Here is a 13,956-nt window from a genome sequence, read left to right as displayed (position 1 = left end):
CCGCCAGATAGCTCGAAATCGCCGCAACGATGCCGCGCGTCGATTTGCAGGATACCGTCAATACATAGCTTCTCATGTCTTTCCCTCTTCCCTCTGCAAGGCCGCCGCCGTGCTTAGATCAAAGCCCGGGCCGCGAACAGGCCGGTGCGCTTTCATTCATGCGACAAATTGCAAGCAAACCATCATGCTTCTGCAAGTTCTCTCACGCTGGGCCTAGCTTAGGAGAAGTTACGCGAAAAACTGTGCCGCCAGCGCCGCCGGGATGCGTATTCTCGCCTCAGCTGCCGATTTTAGGCCGGCGGACGGCTCGCCACCGCGACTTTCCGCCGCGGCGTGGTGATTTCGTGGATGATGGCGCCGCCGATCGACGAGAGCACCAGCGACAGGATCACGAAGAGCACCGGTTGCTGCAGGATGCCGATCGGCAGGCGGTCGGCGGCGACCCTCAGGAATGCGAGCGTGAAGGCGTGGGTGATATAGATGCTGTAGGAGCAGTCGCCGAGATAGTTCAGCCATGCAAGGACCGGCAGCCTGGAAAAGTCGATCGAGACCGCGCCGTAGACGATGAAGATCGCCGGGATCCCCCAGGCGTAGAACCGGCTTTCCGGCCGCATCAGCGCCTCGTTGATGAGGAGGAACGCAAAGCCCATGGCCAGTGCCGCCCATGCCCAGCGATTCGGCAGAAGCACCTTTTGCCGGTAGAGCCAGCCGAGCACGACACCGGCAAGGAATTCCAGGATGATCGGCTCGCCGTAGAACCGGGTGGCCGTCATCTCCGGCAGCAGCCGGCAGGCAATCAGGATGACGGAAAAGACGGCAAACATGGTCGGGATGCGGCGGCTTTCCGAGAGCGGCAGCAGCAGCGCGAAGACGAGATAGAAGAACATCTCGTAGTTCAGCGTCCAGCCCGGCACGACGACGGGGGTGATCGTGGTCGGATCGGCGGTATTGGCCCATGGCAGAAAGAACAGCGAGGCGATCAGATGCGGCAGGTCGAACACTGTCGATTTCAGCAATGACGGGGCCACCAGCGCCACGACAGCCGAAAACAGCGTTGCCAGCCAATAGAGCGGGACGATGCGTTTGATGCGCCGGCGGGCGAAATCGATGGGGCTCATCGCCCGTCCGCTCGTCGTCAGCCACATCACGAAACCGCTGAGCACGAAGAAGATGTCGACGCCGGTCTCGCCATAGACGAAGGCAGTCGCGTCGAGCGCGGGATTGACCTTGGCAAGCTGCAGGATCGCGTGGAAATAGACGACCATCAGCGCCGCGACGGCGCGCAGATATTGAAGCTGGACAAGCATCTGATGTCTTGCTCCCCGGGGCTTGCGGGCGACGGTCTCCACCGTGCCGCTGCGGTCAACTCTCTACATAAGCCGCACGATCCTGCCGGATGCGCGGGCTGTCGTGGAAGCGCATATATCCGACGACGAACCACAGGAGCCCGGCGATCTTCATCGAGAAAACGGCGGTCCCCCCGATCATCATATTCAGAAAAATGAAAAGAGAAAGTGAATGGGCGCAGCGCCGCTGCGCCGCCGTGCGCCCGGCGGGAAAGAGGCAGACGAACAGCCAGAGGGCGATGACGCCGAAGATCGTCGCCGCGTAGATCAGGTAGACATAGCCGCTGTCGGCAAATTCCGCGACCCGGTCGACCGAAAGGCCGAGGACGGCGAGCGGATCGAGCTCCATGATCTTTTTCATCGTCAGGTTGATGCGGCCGGTGAAATTGTCGCCGGTCGCATTGGGCTTCAGGGTGTAGACGAGGAAACCGGCGGCGACGATCAGCGGCATCAGCGCCAGATTGAAGTTCCTCGGGATCTTCGGAAAGACGAAATAGCCGACGATGCAGGCAAAACAGAAGATCAGCATCGTGCGCGTATCGTTCGTCACCAGGATCAGCACCGCCGTGCCGACGAACAGCAACCGATCCCAGCGGCCTAGTCTTTCCCACATGGAAATCAGATAGATCGCGATCACGCCGCAGAAATTGGCGAGCGACACCTGTTCGAGGAAGATCGACGACGAGCGGTGGTCGATGATGCCGAAGGAGAAACGCTCGGGAAAACCGAGCGCGTTCTGGAACAGGCCCGTTGTGTTGTAGCTCAGCGGCAGCAGCCCGCGCGTATTGGCGAAATAATCGGACGGATGCACGATACTGACAAAAAACGGCACGCTGACGATCTCGAAGATCAGGAAGATCATGACGGCAAGGCTCGCCCAGCGAAAGGCGAGCTTCATGGTTTTCTCGTTGCTCCAGCCGCCAAGGCCGGTAAAGCAGAAGATAATCAGCACGTTGCGGAAATGATCGACGAACAGCATGCGGTTGAGCACGCTGACATAGATGGTCACCACAAGTGTGAACAGCAGGAACAGGAAAGCTGGGAGATCGGTCTCGTAGATCCCCTTGTGCAGGATGTAGATGAGGGCGCTCGCCAGGATCAGCCCTTCGCTGGCGGCGACATGCGTCATCGAGAGCGGCATGATGTTGTGGTTGATGAAGGCGAGAATGCCGTTGTAGAGCACCGACAGCAGGCCGAGCCAGAGCAGGGGATAATCGGTCCGCGAGGCTGCGCCGGCTGCACTGCCGGCTACAGAGAAAGCTGCCTTCTGGTCGACGGCCGCCACTGTCACTTCCTCGCCGGCTTGACGCTGGCGCAGGCACCGGCTTTGGCTTTTGCCGAACTGGCGAGGAGCCGCATCTGCGGCCGCTCCGTGCCCCTTTGCGGCTGGACGTTGAACGGCTCGTCGGCCGGCCACCATTCGCCCGCCGCCCAATAGGACCAGCCGAGCCAGGCGTCGCCATTGTCGGACATGGTGGCATAGATTTCGGTCAGCCCGTTCATGCAGTCCTTGTCGGCGGCGGCGCCGAATTCGCCGAGAAAGCCGCGCTTGTGGTTCTTCTTCAGCCAGGCGGTGACGCCGGCGATCGCTTCGACAGCGGCGGCGGCACCCTCGCAGGTCGGATGGGTTCCGGAGGAATCGATGTCGAGATACTGGTGGACCTCATAGGCGTAGAAGTCGAGCGGATCGCGCACGCCGAGCATCACCGTGCCATTGGGGCCACCGATCACATCCTTCTCCCAGCTGTGAGCGCCGCTCCAGGCGGTGCCCGGCACCAGGATGAGGTTGCGGGCGCCGACGGCGCGGATGCTGCGGATCGCCGCATTGGCGGCATCGAGCCAGTCCGTCGCCTTGATATCGTGCGGCTCGTTCATCAGGCCGAAGAGAATGCCGTCCTGATTGGCGAATTCGACCGCGAGCCTTGCCCAGAAATTACCGAAGGCGGCATCCGTCGCCGGCGCCGTGCCGACCTGCGTCTTGTCGTAATAGCCGAAATTATGCGGGTCGAGCAGCACGGCCATTCCGTGCTTGCGGATCAGGCCGACGGTATCTTTGATCCGCTTGAGTTCGTCCTCGTCGAGCCGTCCGCCGAGCGCCGGCTGCAGCCGCTCCCAGCGGAAGGGCAGCCGGATGATCGACATGCCCTTCTTGGCGAAATAGTCGATCGTGTCCTCACTGGGATAGGTATAGTTCGTGCCGTAAATGCCGTCGCGATCGCCATATTCGCCGCCGGAAAGATTGACGCCGCGATAACAGGGCGCGTCGGCCGCAAGGGCCGGCGGGGGGACGAGAGCGGCCGCAAGCAGCAGCGCTGTCAGATGTCGTCTCGTCCTCATGGTTACCCTCGTAATCCAGGCAAATCGCAACATCGGCGTCGCTCGAATTATTTTAACGGTCCGTTAGCTAAGAATTTCTAAAGTCTCAGCACCTCGGCTTCAGTCTTTGATGCTGGGCGGGACACGAGTGCGCGTATGAACCAGTATGACAGGAACAGGGTAAGCCGGCTCCCTGGCTGGCGCAGTTATGAGTCGCCTCAGACTGCGCCGGAAGGCGTGCGTACGCGCAGTCCTGTGGTCCGTCCGGACGATTTCGTCCCTCCGGCGCCCGAACCAACTTCTCCTGCCCCCGCTCCTCCCGCCTTTGTGCCGCCGCCGGCAAGTGTTGCGCAAACCCGCCAATCCGAACGCCCGGCGCCTGCGCCCCCGCCCCCGATTGCGCCCATGAAACAGCCTGTCGTCGACGCGCCCCCGGCCGCAGCCTCCGCATCGGCCGCACCGCTTCTCGACCTCCGCTCCAGCGTCGCCGCGATCTGGAGCCGGCGGCTGATCGTGCTCGGTCTGGCCCTTCTCGGTGCCGTTGCCGGCGGAGTGGTGGCGCCCACCATCGGGCAGAAATTCACCGCCGTCAGCAGCCTCTATTTCGATCCGCGCCAGATCGGCCTTGCCGATGCAGGCGGGCAATCGTCGGGGCCTTCGCCGGAAATGATCTCGACGCTGATCGACAGCCAGGTGCAGATCCTGACCTCGGGCAACGTGCTGCGCCGTGTCGTCGAGACCATGAAGCTCGATCAGGATCCGGAATTCACCGGCGGCCGCACCGATGGCGCCGCCGTGATCGGCGCCCTGCAGAAGGCATTGGTCATTACCCGCCAGGCCAGCACCTATGTCGTTTCGCTTGCCGCGACGACCAACGATCCCGAGAAATCCGCACGGCTTGCCAACCAGGTCGTCACCTCCTTCACCGAGGAAGAAAACAGCGCCTCGAACGGCATCTACGAAAACACCTCCTCGACGCTTGACGGACGCCTCGACGATCTGCGCCAGAAGGTGCTGGAGGCCGAGCAGGCCGTCGAAACCTTCCGCGCCGACAACGACATGGCCGCCACCGAAGGCAATCTGATTTCCGACCAGCGGCTCGTCTCGCTGAACACAATACTGGTGACGGCGCAGGAAAAGACCATCCAGGCCAAGGCCCGCGCCGATGCCGTCGCCAATCTGCGTGTCGAGGACATCGTTGCCGGCAATCAGGCGGAGGGCGGCGTCACCTCGCCGCTCGTCAGCCTGCGGCAGCAATATGCCACCCAGGCCGCTGCTGTCGGCAGCCTCGAAAGCCAGATGGGCACGCGCCACCCGCGCCTGCAGGCGGCCCGCTCCTCGCTGCAGAGCATATCAGGCGAAATCAAGGGTGAGTTGCAGCGTCTCGCCACGTCGGCGAGGGGCGAATACGAGCAGGCCAAGGCCGCCGAGGACAGCATCGCCAAGGAGCTTGCCGTCCAGAAGGCGCTGCAGGCGAGCACTTCGGACAAGCAGGTGGAATTGAACGAATTGCAGCGCAAGGCGACGGCGGCGCGCGATATCTATGAGACGGTGCTGAAGCGCTCCAGCCAGACGAGCGAGGAGCAGAACCTCAACCAGAGCAACATTCGCGTCATCTCGCCGGCCGAGCCGCCGGTCAAGGCCGACGGCCCGGGAAAGAAGATCCTGCTCATCGCCGGCGTTATCGGCGGTCTTCTCGCCGGTTTCGTCGTCGGCGCCGGTTTTGCGATCCTCGCCGGCCTCTTCAGCCATCCCGTCATCAAAAGCTATTTCAGGAAATCGCCGGCTGCGGCTGCTTGATCACGATCCCCGGTTCTCCTACATCCTGTGAACGGCCTATTGCCGGCAGGAGAATTCCAATGCGGCTTGTGATGGTGCTTCTGATGTCGCTCGTTGCCGTGTCCAGCCTGGCACCCGCGTCGGCCTTTGCCGTCGACTGGACGAAATCACTCGATTCCGGCGTTCAGCCCCTCTACCCCTACAAGGGCCTGCCCGGCGTCAAGGCGCAGCCGGACAAGAAGGAGGAGGAATCCTATAATTGCCGCACCGAAACCGTCCAGATCCGCCGCCGCTACGACGAGATCTTCCGCTCGGGCGGCATGCCGACGCTGATGTATGTCTGCGAACGCGACGGCTTCATCTCGATGGACGACAAGGTGCCGCTGCGCGGCCACTATCAGCCGGTGCGGTAGGCTCCTCAGCCGGTCGGCAAAGCCGCCGGATGTACCTGTCGGAAATATGCTCTCGGAAGCTCCATCCTCAGATAGTCGAAGCCGGCATTGGCGTCCGGTCGATCGACGACCGAATATTTGACCATGCCCTCTTCCTCCCCGCGCCGCAGCGGCAGGCTTTCGGCTGCCGCAAAACCCAGCCGCCTGTAGAGGCCGATCGCCTCCCCGGCACGCTTCTTGCATCGTTACTAATATTCTAACCCTTGGGGAGAAAGTGCCATGCAATGGAACACATCGGCGGATTTTGCGCCTCTTGTTCTCTTTGTCGGAGCCGGGCACCGGCGCAGGATCGTCAGGACGCTCCGGGACGCAGCCGAAGTTCTGATGACAGACTGGCCGTTTGAAGATGGAGAAGAATATGTCGCGGCGGTGAAGGCTTGCGCCGATGCCGTCATGGGGCTGGCTGGGATGAACGAACTCAGGGAATTGCTTCTGAGCGCCGCCAGAGAAGCCGGCATGGGGGTTCTGACCGTTATTCCCGACGGCGGGAAGACGACGGCCGAAATGGCCGCGTGAAGGCCATAACCACTCTATCCTGCGCCGACCGAAGCGGCGCTGACGCATGAGATGCAAATGCTGCGAACCGCGCGATAAGGGAAAGCTCTGCTGATGGTTCCCGCAGGATACCGCTCCGCTGGCCGCTTAATGTCGGCAGATGCACACGCCGTCACGAAAAACCTCACTTCGGAATCCCGAAGTTCCCCCGCTTCGGGATTCCGAAGTACTATATAGATTATGGTAGGGAGTTCCGGTGATCGCAGCCAGTTCTTGTCCCGAAGAGACGGTTAGGCCTCTAGATCAAGCTGAAGTGGAGTGCTGGCTGCTTCGGCGGCTTTAGCCTTCCGATTTTTTGCCGCACGGCGCGGTGGCTTTGTGTTCTTCGGCAGAGTGTCGGAGCCGAACTCGTCTGACTCGGAGCCGACCAGCAGCGGATAGGCAGAAAGGACCGCACCGGTCGGGGATTCACTAATGACCTGTTTGGGCGGAGGCATCTCGATGGCGAGCTTGACGGCTGGCGCCTCGCGCGCCTTTGAAGGCTCGGGGGCGGCTACGGATGTGGCGTATCGGATCATCACAAGACTCCATTGTGTTCGCTTTATGTTCCATTCGACGATGAACAAGTCAATGGCGGCCCGCTATCGGCGGCCGGAATAGGCGCCAATATGGATTTTGAAAGTCTTTGGAGTTGAGCAGGCAAGCCTCGAGCGCATTGTTGCTGGCCTTTCACAGGCACAAAATGCGTAAATTTTGGAAAGGCTAACGTCTTGATCCTGGTAGCGATCAAGAATGGAATGGTGCCCAGAAGAGGACTCGAACCTCCACACCCTTTCGGGTACCAGCACCTGAAGCTGGCGCGTCTACCAATTCCGCCATCTGGGCGACGGAGAGCGATGTAAGGGGGCGGCTCCTGACTGTCAACCGGGTTTTTGAAGTTTTTCTGACAGTTGGCGAAAAACAATTGATCACATGCGAGGGAGTGGCCGGAGGGCAGGCATAGCGCTTCACTCGGTACGCCCTATATAGGGGAAATATCGAAAGGAATGCCCCATGCCCGTCGCCCGCACGCTTCTGTTAGCCGGTCTTCTCGCTGTTGTCGCGCCAGCCATGGCAGGCGCTGATTCGCTGAAGCTGGGCAAGCCGGGGGTCGGGCCGCTCAACACCGGATCGACGCTCTGCGATTTTCGCGGCTGTTTCGGTTTCGGGCCGCAGCAATGGCATCGCCCCGCTTATGTCCAGCCGAATTACCGGCCGCGCGGCGCGGGGCCGACCTATTACCTGCCGGGTGCCGCCGGGCGGCCGCAGCTAACCTATGATCCGCCGCCGGTGCGCCGGGTGCAGCCGAACGCTCCGAACAAGCATATCGCCTGGTGCACCAATGAATACCGCTCCTACAATCCGAGGACGGATCACTTCCTCACCTATGAGGGCGTCTACAGGGTCTGCCGCTCGCCCTATCGCTGAGAGCGTTGCGGTCAGCTTTCCAGCGAAGCGCGGTCGACATGGCCGAGATCGCGGCCGGGCTCGACGATATCGCGGACCCGCTGCTTCAACTCCTTCGGCCCGGGAAAGCCGCCGTCGCGCTTGCGTTCCCAGATCAGGTCGCCATTGACGCGGATCTCGAAATTGCCGCCGGTGGCGGGGATCAGCGCCACCTCGCCGAGGCTGTCGGAAAAAGTGTGCAGCAGTTCCTGCGCCATCCAGGCGGCGCGCAGCAGCCAGTTGCACTGGGTGCAGTAGAGGATCGAGACGCGGGCTTTTTCGGTCATGGCGATTTCCTTTCGTTCGCGTGGATTTAAGCCCTTGCGGCGTGCTCACGCAATGGCGCGCAAGCATCTTGCGCGTCGTTCGCCGGCATGGTCTCTTCCATCGTCGGTCATACCGGGGAGAACCCATGCGGATAGCAGTCGTCGAAAATATGCGCAATACCGGTCTCGGCGCGCTTGCCAGAGCGCTCGACGAGGCGGGAGCTCATATCGAGTGGTTCCGCGTGTGGCAGGACGGCGTCTTGCCGCCGGATATATCCGGCCATGACGCGCTTGTCGTGCTTGGTGGCGAACAGAGCGCATTGGATGACGAGACGCATCCCTACCTGCCGGAGCTCGTCCGGCTGACGCGCCGCTTCGGTGATGCCGGCAAGGCTGTGCTCGGCATCTGCCTCGGCAGCCAGATCCTCGCCCGCGCCTATGGTGCCGACAATCATCTCGGCACCGCCCGCGAATTCGGCTGGCACGGGATCGGCGTTACCGGGGAGGGCCGGGCCGATCCGCTGCTGTCGGCGCTTGGCGGTGAATTCACCATTTTCGAATGGCATGCCGACACGTTTTCCCTGCCCGAAGGTGCGGTGCGTCTGGCGACGAGCCCGGTCGCCGAGAACCAGGCCTTCCGCATCGGCCGCGCCGTTTACGGCACCCAGTTCCATTTCGAGGCCGACCGAGCGGTCGTCGAGCAATGGAAGGCGGAATTCCCTGATACGATCGCCCGCATCGCCCCCGGCTGGCTGGAGAACCATGCCGAACTGGCGGCGCGGCATGGCGTCGCCGCCGATGCCGCCGGCCTTGCCATCGCGCGTGCCTGGGTCAGCCTGATCGAACCGGCAGAGATCGGAATATTGGCGGAGGCCTCGGCTTGAGAGGCGACGCAATGCCGACGAGCGAACGCGAGAAGATGGCGGCAGGCGAATGGTATTGCTGCCTCGACGACGAGCTCGATCTCTTGCGCCGGCAGGCGCGCCTGGCGGTCCATGCGCACAACACGCTGCCGCCGGACGAGCGCGGAGCCATGGCGCCAGCCCTGAGGGCGCTCTTTGCGGGCGTGGCCCCCGATGTCTTCATCGAAGCGCCGTTTCACTGCTCTTACGGCATCAACATCACGCTCGGCGAGCGCGTCTATTTCAATGCCGGCTGCACCATCCTCGATTCCGGCCGGGTGACCGTCGGCGACCGCACGATGTTCGGCCCCAGCGTGCAGATCTACTGCGCCGAACATCACAAGGATGCCGCCCTTCGCAGCGCCGGCATCGAGATCGCCCGGCCGGTTGCGATCGGCAGCGATGTCTGGATCGGTGGCGCCGCCATCATCCTCGGCGGCGTCACGATCGGCGATGGTGCAATCGTCGGCGCGGGCGCCGTGGTGACCAGGGATGTGCCGGCGGGCGCCACCGTAGTCGGCAACCCGGCGCGGCGGATAAACGCCGTCTGAAATTCGGCCTGCCTCGCCTCCCTCGACAATGGCGCCCGCTCCGCTAGATCACGTGGCCAAGGGGAGAGATATCATGACAGCACAGAACCTACCCATGGAAGGCGGCTGCCGTTGCGGCCGGGTGCGGTTGAAGATCAGCGCGCCGCCGCTGCTAGCCATGGCCTGTCACTGCACAGGCTGCCAGAGGATGACCGCGAGCGCCTATTCGCTGAGCGCCGCCATCCCCAGCGAGGGTTTCGAGGTGACGAAGGGCGAGCCGGTCATCGGCGGCCTGCACGGCACGACGAAACATTATTTCTGCCCGCATTGCATGAGCTGGATGTTCACCCGTCCGGAAGGCATGGACTGGTTCGTCAATCTGCGCGTCACCATGCTCGATGACCCCAGCTGGTTCACGCCGTTCATCGAGACATGGACGAGCGAGAAGCTGGCCTTTGCCGAGACCGGCGCGGTGCACAGCTACGCCGCACTGCCGGAGATGGCGGCCTATGAAGGGTTGGTCAAGGAGTATATGGCGCAATCGTAGAACCAATCCGGGGATAAAAAGGATGTCGAATGAACTAGCCGTCGGTATTTCCGCCTGGATCATCATGGATGGAAACTACGGCGAATTCCAAAAGGGACAGCGGGCGGCCTTTGCCCTGGAATTCTACAATGAAACGGCGCTGAGGATTAGTGAGCATCGCGGCGATGTTTTCATGAGGCGTGAGAGCGGCTCGTTCTATCAGGCTCGCGGGCGTGTCACGCACATATCCGAAGATTGGTGGGCTATGGATTTCGGAATACCCGCATTTCAAAATGTGCCGCCGCCCAAGGACGTGCGCCCCGGAACATGGCTGGAAGGCCGTGTCTATATCGGGATCGACCCGTTCTTCTATTTCGAGCAGATCAGCCAATTCGACGATGCGCCAGATATGATCCATGATTGGATCATTGAAGGAATCGAGATGCAGACAGCGCCGTTTGTCGACGCAGGCGAAAACCGGATGGTTCGCGATCCTGCCCTGAGTGGATGGCGGGAAGTTCCTGAAACCGATGCATGGAACGACGACAATGGCTCTGCGGAATATCTTCTGCATTGCCGGCGGATTTCCGAGACTCCGCGAAGGGCTTTGGCGACCGACAGCTAGAGCATGATGCGGAAAAGCGCGCAGCGTTGATTTCAGAAATCCTGGAAGAGAAAAATCGACGGCAGCCACGATGCGGTCGCTGTCGGCGGTAACGTCCGCGATGGCGCCTCCGAGTTCCGTAGTCGGGATCGATGCCATGCGCTGAGTCGCCATGACATAGGCTTCCCCCTCGATTGAGAAGCGCGGGTTCAGTCGCGAGATGGACCAACTCAGTTCCTGAACTGGATGCAACGGAACCATGACGCGCGACGGCAGATCGTCAAGCAGATTGGCTTGAAGATCGATGGCCAGGATATTCCCGCTTTTCAAGCGATAGACGTGGAAGCGTGCCATTAAAACTGACGGTATTTGGCGAACGGCAGGCCATGCTTTTCGACATAGGCATTGGAAGCAGCGATTGCCTCGGCATTCTCGATACGCCACAGCCGCTCGCGTTCCGCCTTTATGGCTTTGGCGATTCCATCTTCCGCCGCCCTGGATATGTTGATCTTGAGGTCGCGCGCCTGCGACACGAGGCTCTCATCGAGAGAGAGGTTCGCTGCTTTTCTTGGCTGCTGCGCCATGACGATCTACTTGGTCTGATGCGCACACTGTATGCGCATCAAATGCCGTTGAGGAGCGTTACTCGTCGCCCATCTTCAACGCTGCGATGAACGCTTCCTGGGGAATCTCCACCTTGCCGAACTGGCGCATGCGCTTCTTGCCGGCCTTCTGCTTGTCGAGCAGCTTGCGCTTGCGGGTGGCGTCGCCGCCGTAGCATTTCGCGGTCACGTCCTTGCGTAGCGCCGAGATCGTCTCGCGGGCGATGACGTTGCCGCCGATCGCCGCCTGGATCGGGATCTTGAACATGTGCTTCGGGATCAGCTCCTTGAGCTTCTCGCACATGTCGCGGCCGCGCTTTTCGGCGGCGGTGCGGTGCACCATCATCGACAGCGCGTCGACCGGCTCGCCGTTGACGAGGATCGACATCTTCACCAGGTTGCCCTCGCGGTGGTCGGTGAGCGTATAGTCGAAGGAGGCATAACCCTTCGAGATCGACTTCAGCCGGTCGTAAAAATCGAAGACGACTTCGTTGAGCGGCAGGTCGTAGGTCAGCATCGCGCGCGTGCCGACATAGGTCAGTTCGATCTGAATGCCGCGACGGTCCTGGCAGAGCTTCAGAATGCCGCCGAGATAGTCGTCCGGCGTCAGGATCGTCGCGCGGATCCACGGCTCGTGGATTTCCGAGATCTTCACGACATCGGGCATGTCGGCCGGGTTGTGCAGCTCGCGCTCCGAGCCGTCGGTCATGAACATCTTGTAGACCACCGACGGGGCGGTGGCGATCAGGTCGAGGTCGAACTCGCGCTCCAGCCGTTCCTGGATGATTTCGAGATGTAGGAGGCCGAGGAAGCCGCAGCGGAAGCCGAAACCGAGGGCGGCCGACGATTCCATTTCGAAGGAGAAGGAGGCGTCGTTGAGGCGAAGCTTGCCCATGGCGGCGCGCAGATCCTCGAAATCGGCGGCATCGACCGGGAAGAGGCCACAGAACACCACCGGCTGCGCCGGCTTGAAGCCCGGCAGCGCCTGGGCCGTCGGCCGCTTGTCCTCGGTGATCGTATCGCCGACGCGGGTATCGGCCACTTCCTTGATCGAGGCGGTGATGAAGCCGATCTCGCCGGGGCCGAGGCTGTCGACATTGACCATCTTCGGCGTCAACACGCCGACGCGCTCCACCTGGTACTTCGCATCCGTGCCCATCATGCGGATCGTCTGACCCTTGGTCAAAACGCCGTCGATGATGCGCACGAGAACCATGACGCCGAGATAGGTGTCGTACCAGCTGTCGACCAGCAGCGCCTTCAGCGGCGCTTTGTCGCCGCCCGGGCTCTTCGGCGCCGGCAGCTTGTTGACGATCGCCTCCAGCACGTCGGGAATGCCGAGGCCGGTCTTGGCCGAAATCAGCACGGCCTCCGAAGCGTCGATGCCGATCACTTCCTCGATCTGCTCCTTGATGCGGTCGGGTTCGGCGGCCGGCAGGTCGATCTTGTTGAGGACGGTGACGATCTCGTGATTGTTGTCGATCGCCTGATAGACGTTGGCGAGCGTCTGCGCCTCGACGCCCTGGCTGGCGTCGACGACCAGCAGCGAGCCCTCGCAGGCCGACAGCGACCGCGAGACTTCATAGGCGAAGTCGACGTGGCCGGGCGTGTCGATCAGGTTGAGAATGTATTTCTCGCCATTATCAGCCTGGTAGTGCAGGCGCACCGTCTGGGCCTTGATGGTGATGCCGCGCTCGCGCTCGATATCCATATTGTCGAGCACCTGCTCGGACATTTCGCGCTCGGCAAGGCCGCCAGTCGTCTGGATCAGCCGGTCGGCCAGCGTCGATTTGCCGTGGTCGATATGGGCCACGATCGAAAAGTTGCGGATATGGGACAGCGGAGTGGTCGAATTGGTGCTCATGCGCGCCATATAGCAGCGCCGCCCCCTGCCGCAAAGCGGTAATTATCCCGCTGTTTACGCTATTTTGCCAGCCGGTCGGGCGCGTCTCAGACCGGCCACGTCTCCAGCCGCCAGGCCGAATCCCAGAACATCCATTCATATTGCGAGGCGCGCACGAAGACATCCATCATCTCGGCGCGCTCCACCGGCGATGCGGCCCGGGCGGCGATATCGGTCAGCGCGATCACTTCGCGGGCGCCGGCGGCAAATTGCGGATCGCCATAGGTATTGATCCAGGCCTGGAAGGCATTGTCCTCGATTGCCGGCCGGCTCTTGATCGCCTCGCCGACATGCCAATAGATCCAGAAGCAGGGCAGGATTGAAGAAAGCGCCACGGCGTAGGAGCGGTGATAGGCCGTGGCGAGCAGAAAATTCGTATAGGCAAAGCAGGCAGGCGAGGGTTCGGCCGCTGTCACATCTTCGGAAGTGATGCCGAACTGGGTGAGGAAGCCGGCATGCAGGCCCTGCTCGACGGTGATCGCCTTCTGCGCCGAACCGAGGAAGCGCAGCACCTGCGCATTGTCGGGCGCCTTGGCCGCGACGATCGCCAGGCATCGCGCATAATGTTTGAGGTAAAGCGCATCCTGCAGAATGTAGTGCCGGAAAACCTCAGGCGGCAGCGTGCCGTCCGAAAGACGCGTGAGCAACGGCAGCACCTCGATCTCGGCCATGATGGGCGCGATCCTCTCCCAGGCGGCGGCGGTGAAGCTTTCCGTCAGTTCCGTGCTCTGCGTGCCGGCGTCCATCACT

The 13,956-nt window shown here is 61.9% G+C and carries 15 protein-coding genes, 1 tRNA gene and 1 pseudogene; 7 read left to right on the top strand and 10 right to left on the bottom strand.

The window, feature by feature from the left end:
• Positions 1 to 290: 290 nt before the first annotated feature.
• Genes AF337_RS34925 through AF337_RS34915 form a run of 3 tightly spaced genes read right to left on the bottom strand, consistent with a single transcriptional unit; the run spans position 291 to position 3,683 of the window.
• Positions 291 to 1,307: an acyltransferase family protein gene (locus tag AF337_RS34925; protein ID WP_049735675.1), complete on the bottom strand. Its 1,017-nt coding sequence runs from the start codon at positions 1,305 to 1,307 to the stop codon at positions 291 to 293.
• A gap of 55 nt (positions 1,308 to 1,362) precedes the next feature.
• The gene (locus AF337_RS34920; protein ID WP_049735674.1) at positions 1,363 to 2,631 is read right to left on the bottom strand and encodes a hypothetical protein; all 1,269 of its coding nucleotides are present in this window, start codon (positions 2,629 to 2,631) and stop codon (positions 1,363 to 1,365) included.
• Positions 2,632 to 2,633: 2 nt separating this feature from the next.
• On the bottom strand, positions 2,634 to 3,683 hold the full coding sequence (locus AF337_RS34915; protein WP_049735673.1) for a glycoside hydrolase family 5 protein: 1,050 nt from the start codon (positions 3,681 to 3,683) through the stop codon (positions 2,634 to 2,636).
• A 135-nt stretch (positions 3,684 to 3,818) separates the two neighbouring features.
• On the opposite strand from AF337_RS34915, the gene AF337_RS34910 reads away from it, so the two are divergent.
• The 3 genes from AF337_RS34910 to AF337_RS34900 all read left to right on the top strand — a co-directional run bounded on the left by AF337_RS34910 (position 3,819) and on the right by AF337_RS34900 (position 6,409).
• Positions 3,819 to 5,462: a GumC family protein gene (locus tag AF337_RS34910; protein ID WP_049735672.1), complete on the top strand. Its 1,644-nt coding sequence runs from the start codon at positions 3,819 to 3,821 to the stop codon at positions 5,460 to 5,462.
• 59 nt (positions 5,463 to 5,521) lie between these two features.
• Positions 5,522 to 5,854 (top strand): hypothetical protein, encoded by a 333-nt coding sequence (locus tag AF337_RS34905; RefSeq protein ID WP_049735671.1) that lies wholly within the window; start codon positions 5,522 to 5,524, stop codon positions 5,852 to 5,854.
• Between the two features lie 258 nt (positions 5,855 to 6,112).
• Positions 6,113 to 6,409 carry a DUF982 domain-containing protein gene (locus tag AF337_RS34900; protein ID WP_049735670.1) on the top strand — a complete coding sequence of 99 codons (297 nt, stop codon included), beginning with the start codon at positions 6,113 to 6,115 and terminating at the stop codon, positions 6,407 to 6,409.
• A gap of 269 nt (positions 6,410 to 6,678) precedes the next feature.
• Here AF337_RS34900 and AF337_RS34895 read toward each other — a convergent pair whose 3' ends face one another.
• Both AF337_RS34895 and AF337_RS34890 read right to left on the bottom strand, forming a co-directional pair.
• Entirely contained in the window at positions 6,679 to 6,966 is a 288-nt protein-coding gene (locus AF337_RS34895; protein ID WP_049735669.1) for a hypothetical protein, read from the bottom strand.
• 220 nt (positions 6,967 to 7,186) lie between these two features.
• Positions 7,187 to 7,273: transfer RNA gene (locus AF337_RS34890), tRNA-Leu, on the bottom strand.
• 168 nt (positions 7,274 to 7,441) lie between these two features.
• On the opposite strand from AF337_RS34890, the gene AF337_RS34885 reads away from it, so the two are divergent.
• On the top strand, positions 7,442 to 7,855 hold the full coding sequence (locus tag AF337_RS34885) for a BA14K family protein (protein WP_049735668.1): 414 nt from the start codon (positions 7,442 to 7,444) through the stop codon (positions 7,853 to 7,855).
• 11 nt (positions 7,856 to 7,866) lie between these two features.
• On the opposite strand, the gene AF337_RS34880 is transcribed toward AF337_RS34885, so the two are convergent.
• Positions 7,867 to 8,160: an Rdx family protein gene (locus AF337_RS34880; protein ID WP_049735667.1), complete on the bottom strand. Its 294-nt coding sequence runs from the start codon at positions 8,158 to 8,160 to the stop codon at positions 7,867 to 7,869.
• A 125-nt stretch (positions 8,161 to 8,285) separates the two neighbouring features.
• On the opposite strand from AF337_RS34880, the gene AF337_RS34875 reads away from it, so the two are divergent.
• The 3 genes from AF337_RS34875 to AF337_RS34865 all read left to right on the top strand — a co-directional run bounded on the left by AF337_RS34875 (position 8,286) and on the right by AF337_RS34865 (position 10,118).
• Positions 8,286 to 9,023 (top strand): type 1 glutamine amidotransferase, encoded by a 738-nt coding sequence (locus tag AF337_RS34875; RefSeq protein ID WP_049735666.1) that lies wholly within the window; start codon positions 8,286 to 8,288, stop codon positions 9,021 to 9,023.
• Positions 9,024 to 9,034: 11 nt separating this feature from the next.
• On the top strand, positions 9,035 to 9,592 hold the full coding sequence (locus AF337_RS34870; RefSeq protein WP_049735665.1) for a sugar O-acetyltransferase: 558 nt from the start codon (positions 9,035 to 9,037) through the stop codon (positions 9,590 to 9,592).
• A 73-nt stretch (positions 9,593 to 9,665) separates the two neighbouring features.
• The gene (locus AF337_RS34865) at positions 9,666 to 10,118 is read left to right on the top strand and encodes a GFA family protein (RefSeq protein WP_049735664.1); all 453 of its coding nucleotides are present in this window, start codon (positions 9,666 to 9,668) and stop codon (positions 10,116 to 10,118) included.
• Between the two features lie 640 nt (positions 10,119 to 10,758).
• Here the strand turns inward: AF337_RS34865 and AF337_RS41345 are convergent.
• From AF337_RS41345 to tenA, 4 genes and pseudogenes are all read right to left on the bottom strand, one after another.
• Positions 10,759 to 11,055: pseudogene (locus AF337_RS41345) on the bottom strand (CcdB family protein); the annotation flags it as partial.
• The gene (locus AF337_RS34855; protein ID WP_049735662.1) at positions 11,055 to 11,285 is read right to left on the bottom strand and encodes a type II toxin-antitoxin system CcdA family antitoxin; all 231 of its coding nucleotides are present in this window, start codon (positions 11,283 to 11,285) and stop codon (positions 11,055 to 11,057) included. The gene AF337_RS34855 and the pseudogene AF337_RS41345, both read right to left, overlap by 1 nt.
• A gap of 58 nt (positions 11,286 to 11,343) precedes the next feature.
• Positions 11,344 to 13,176 carry a translation elongation factor 4 gene (gene lepA, locus AF337_RS34850; protein WP_049735661.1) on the bottom strand — a complete coding sequence of 611 codons (1,833 nt, stop codon included), beginning with the start codon at positions 13,174 to 13,176 and terminating at the stop codon, positions 11,344 to 11,346.
• 77 nt (positions 13,177 to 13,253) lie between these two features.
• Positions 13,254 to 13,952, bottom strand: coding sequence for a thiaminase II (gene tenA, locus AF337_RS34845; RefSeq protein WP_049735660.1), 699 nt, complete (start codon positions 13,950 to 13,952; stop codon positions 13,254 to 13,256).
• Between the last annotated feature and the right edge of the window lie 4 nt (positions 13,953 to 13,956).

It is taken from the genome of Rhizobium ecuadorense (genome assembly GCF_001187535.1).
Classification (GTDB): Bacteria; Pseudomonadota; Alphaproteobacteria; order Rhizobiales; family Rhizobiaceae; genus Rhizobium; species Rhizobium ecuadorense.
Note: the sequence above shows the minus strand (reverse complement) of the source record. Positions and strands in the feature narration are given on the sequence as shown.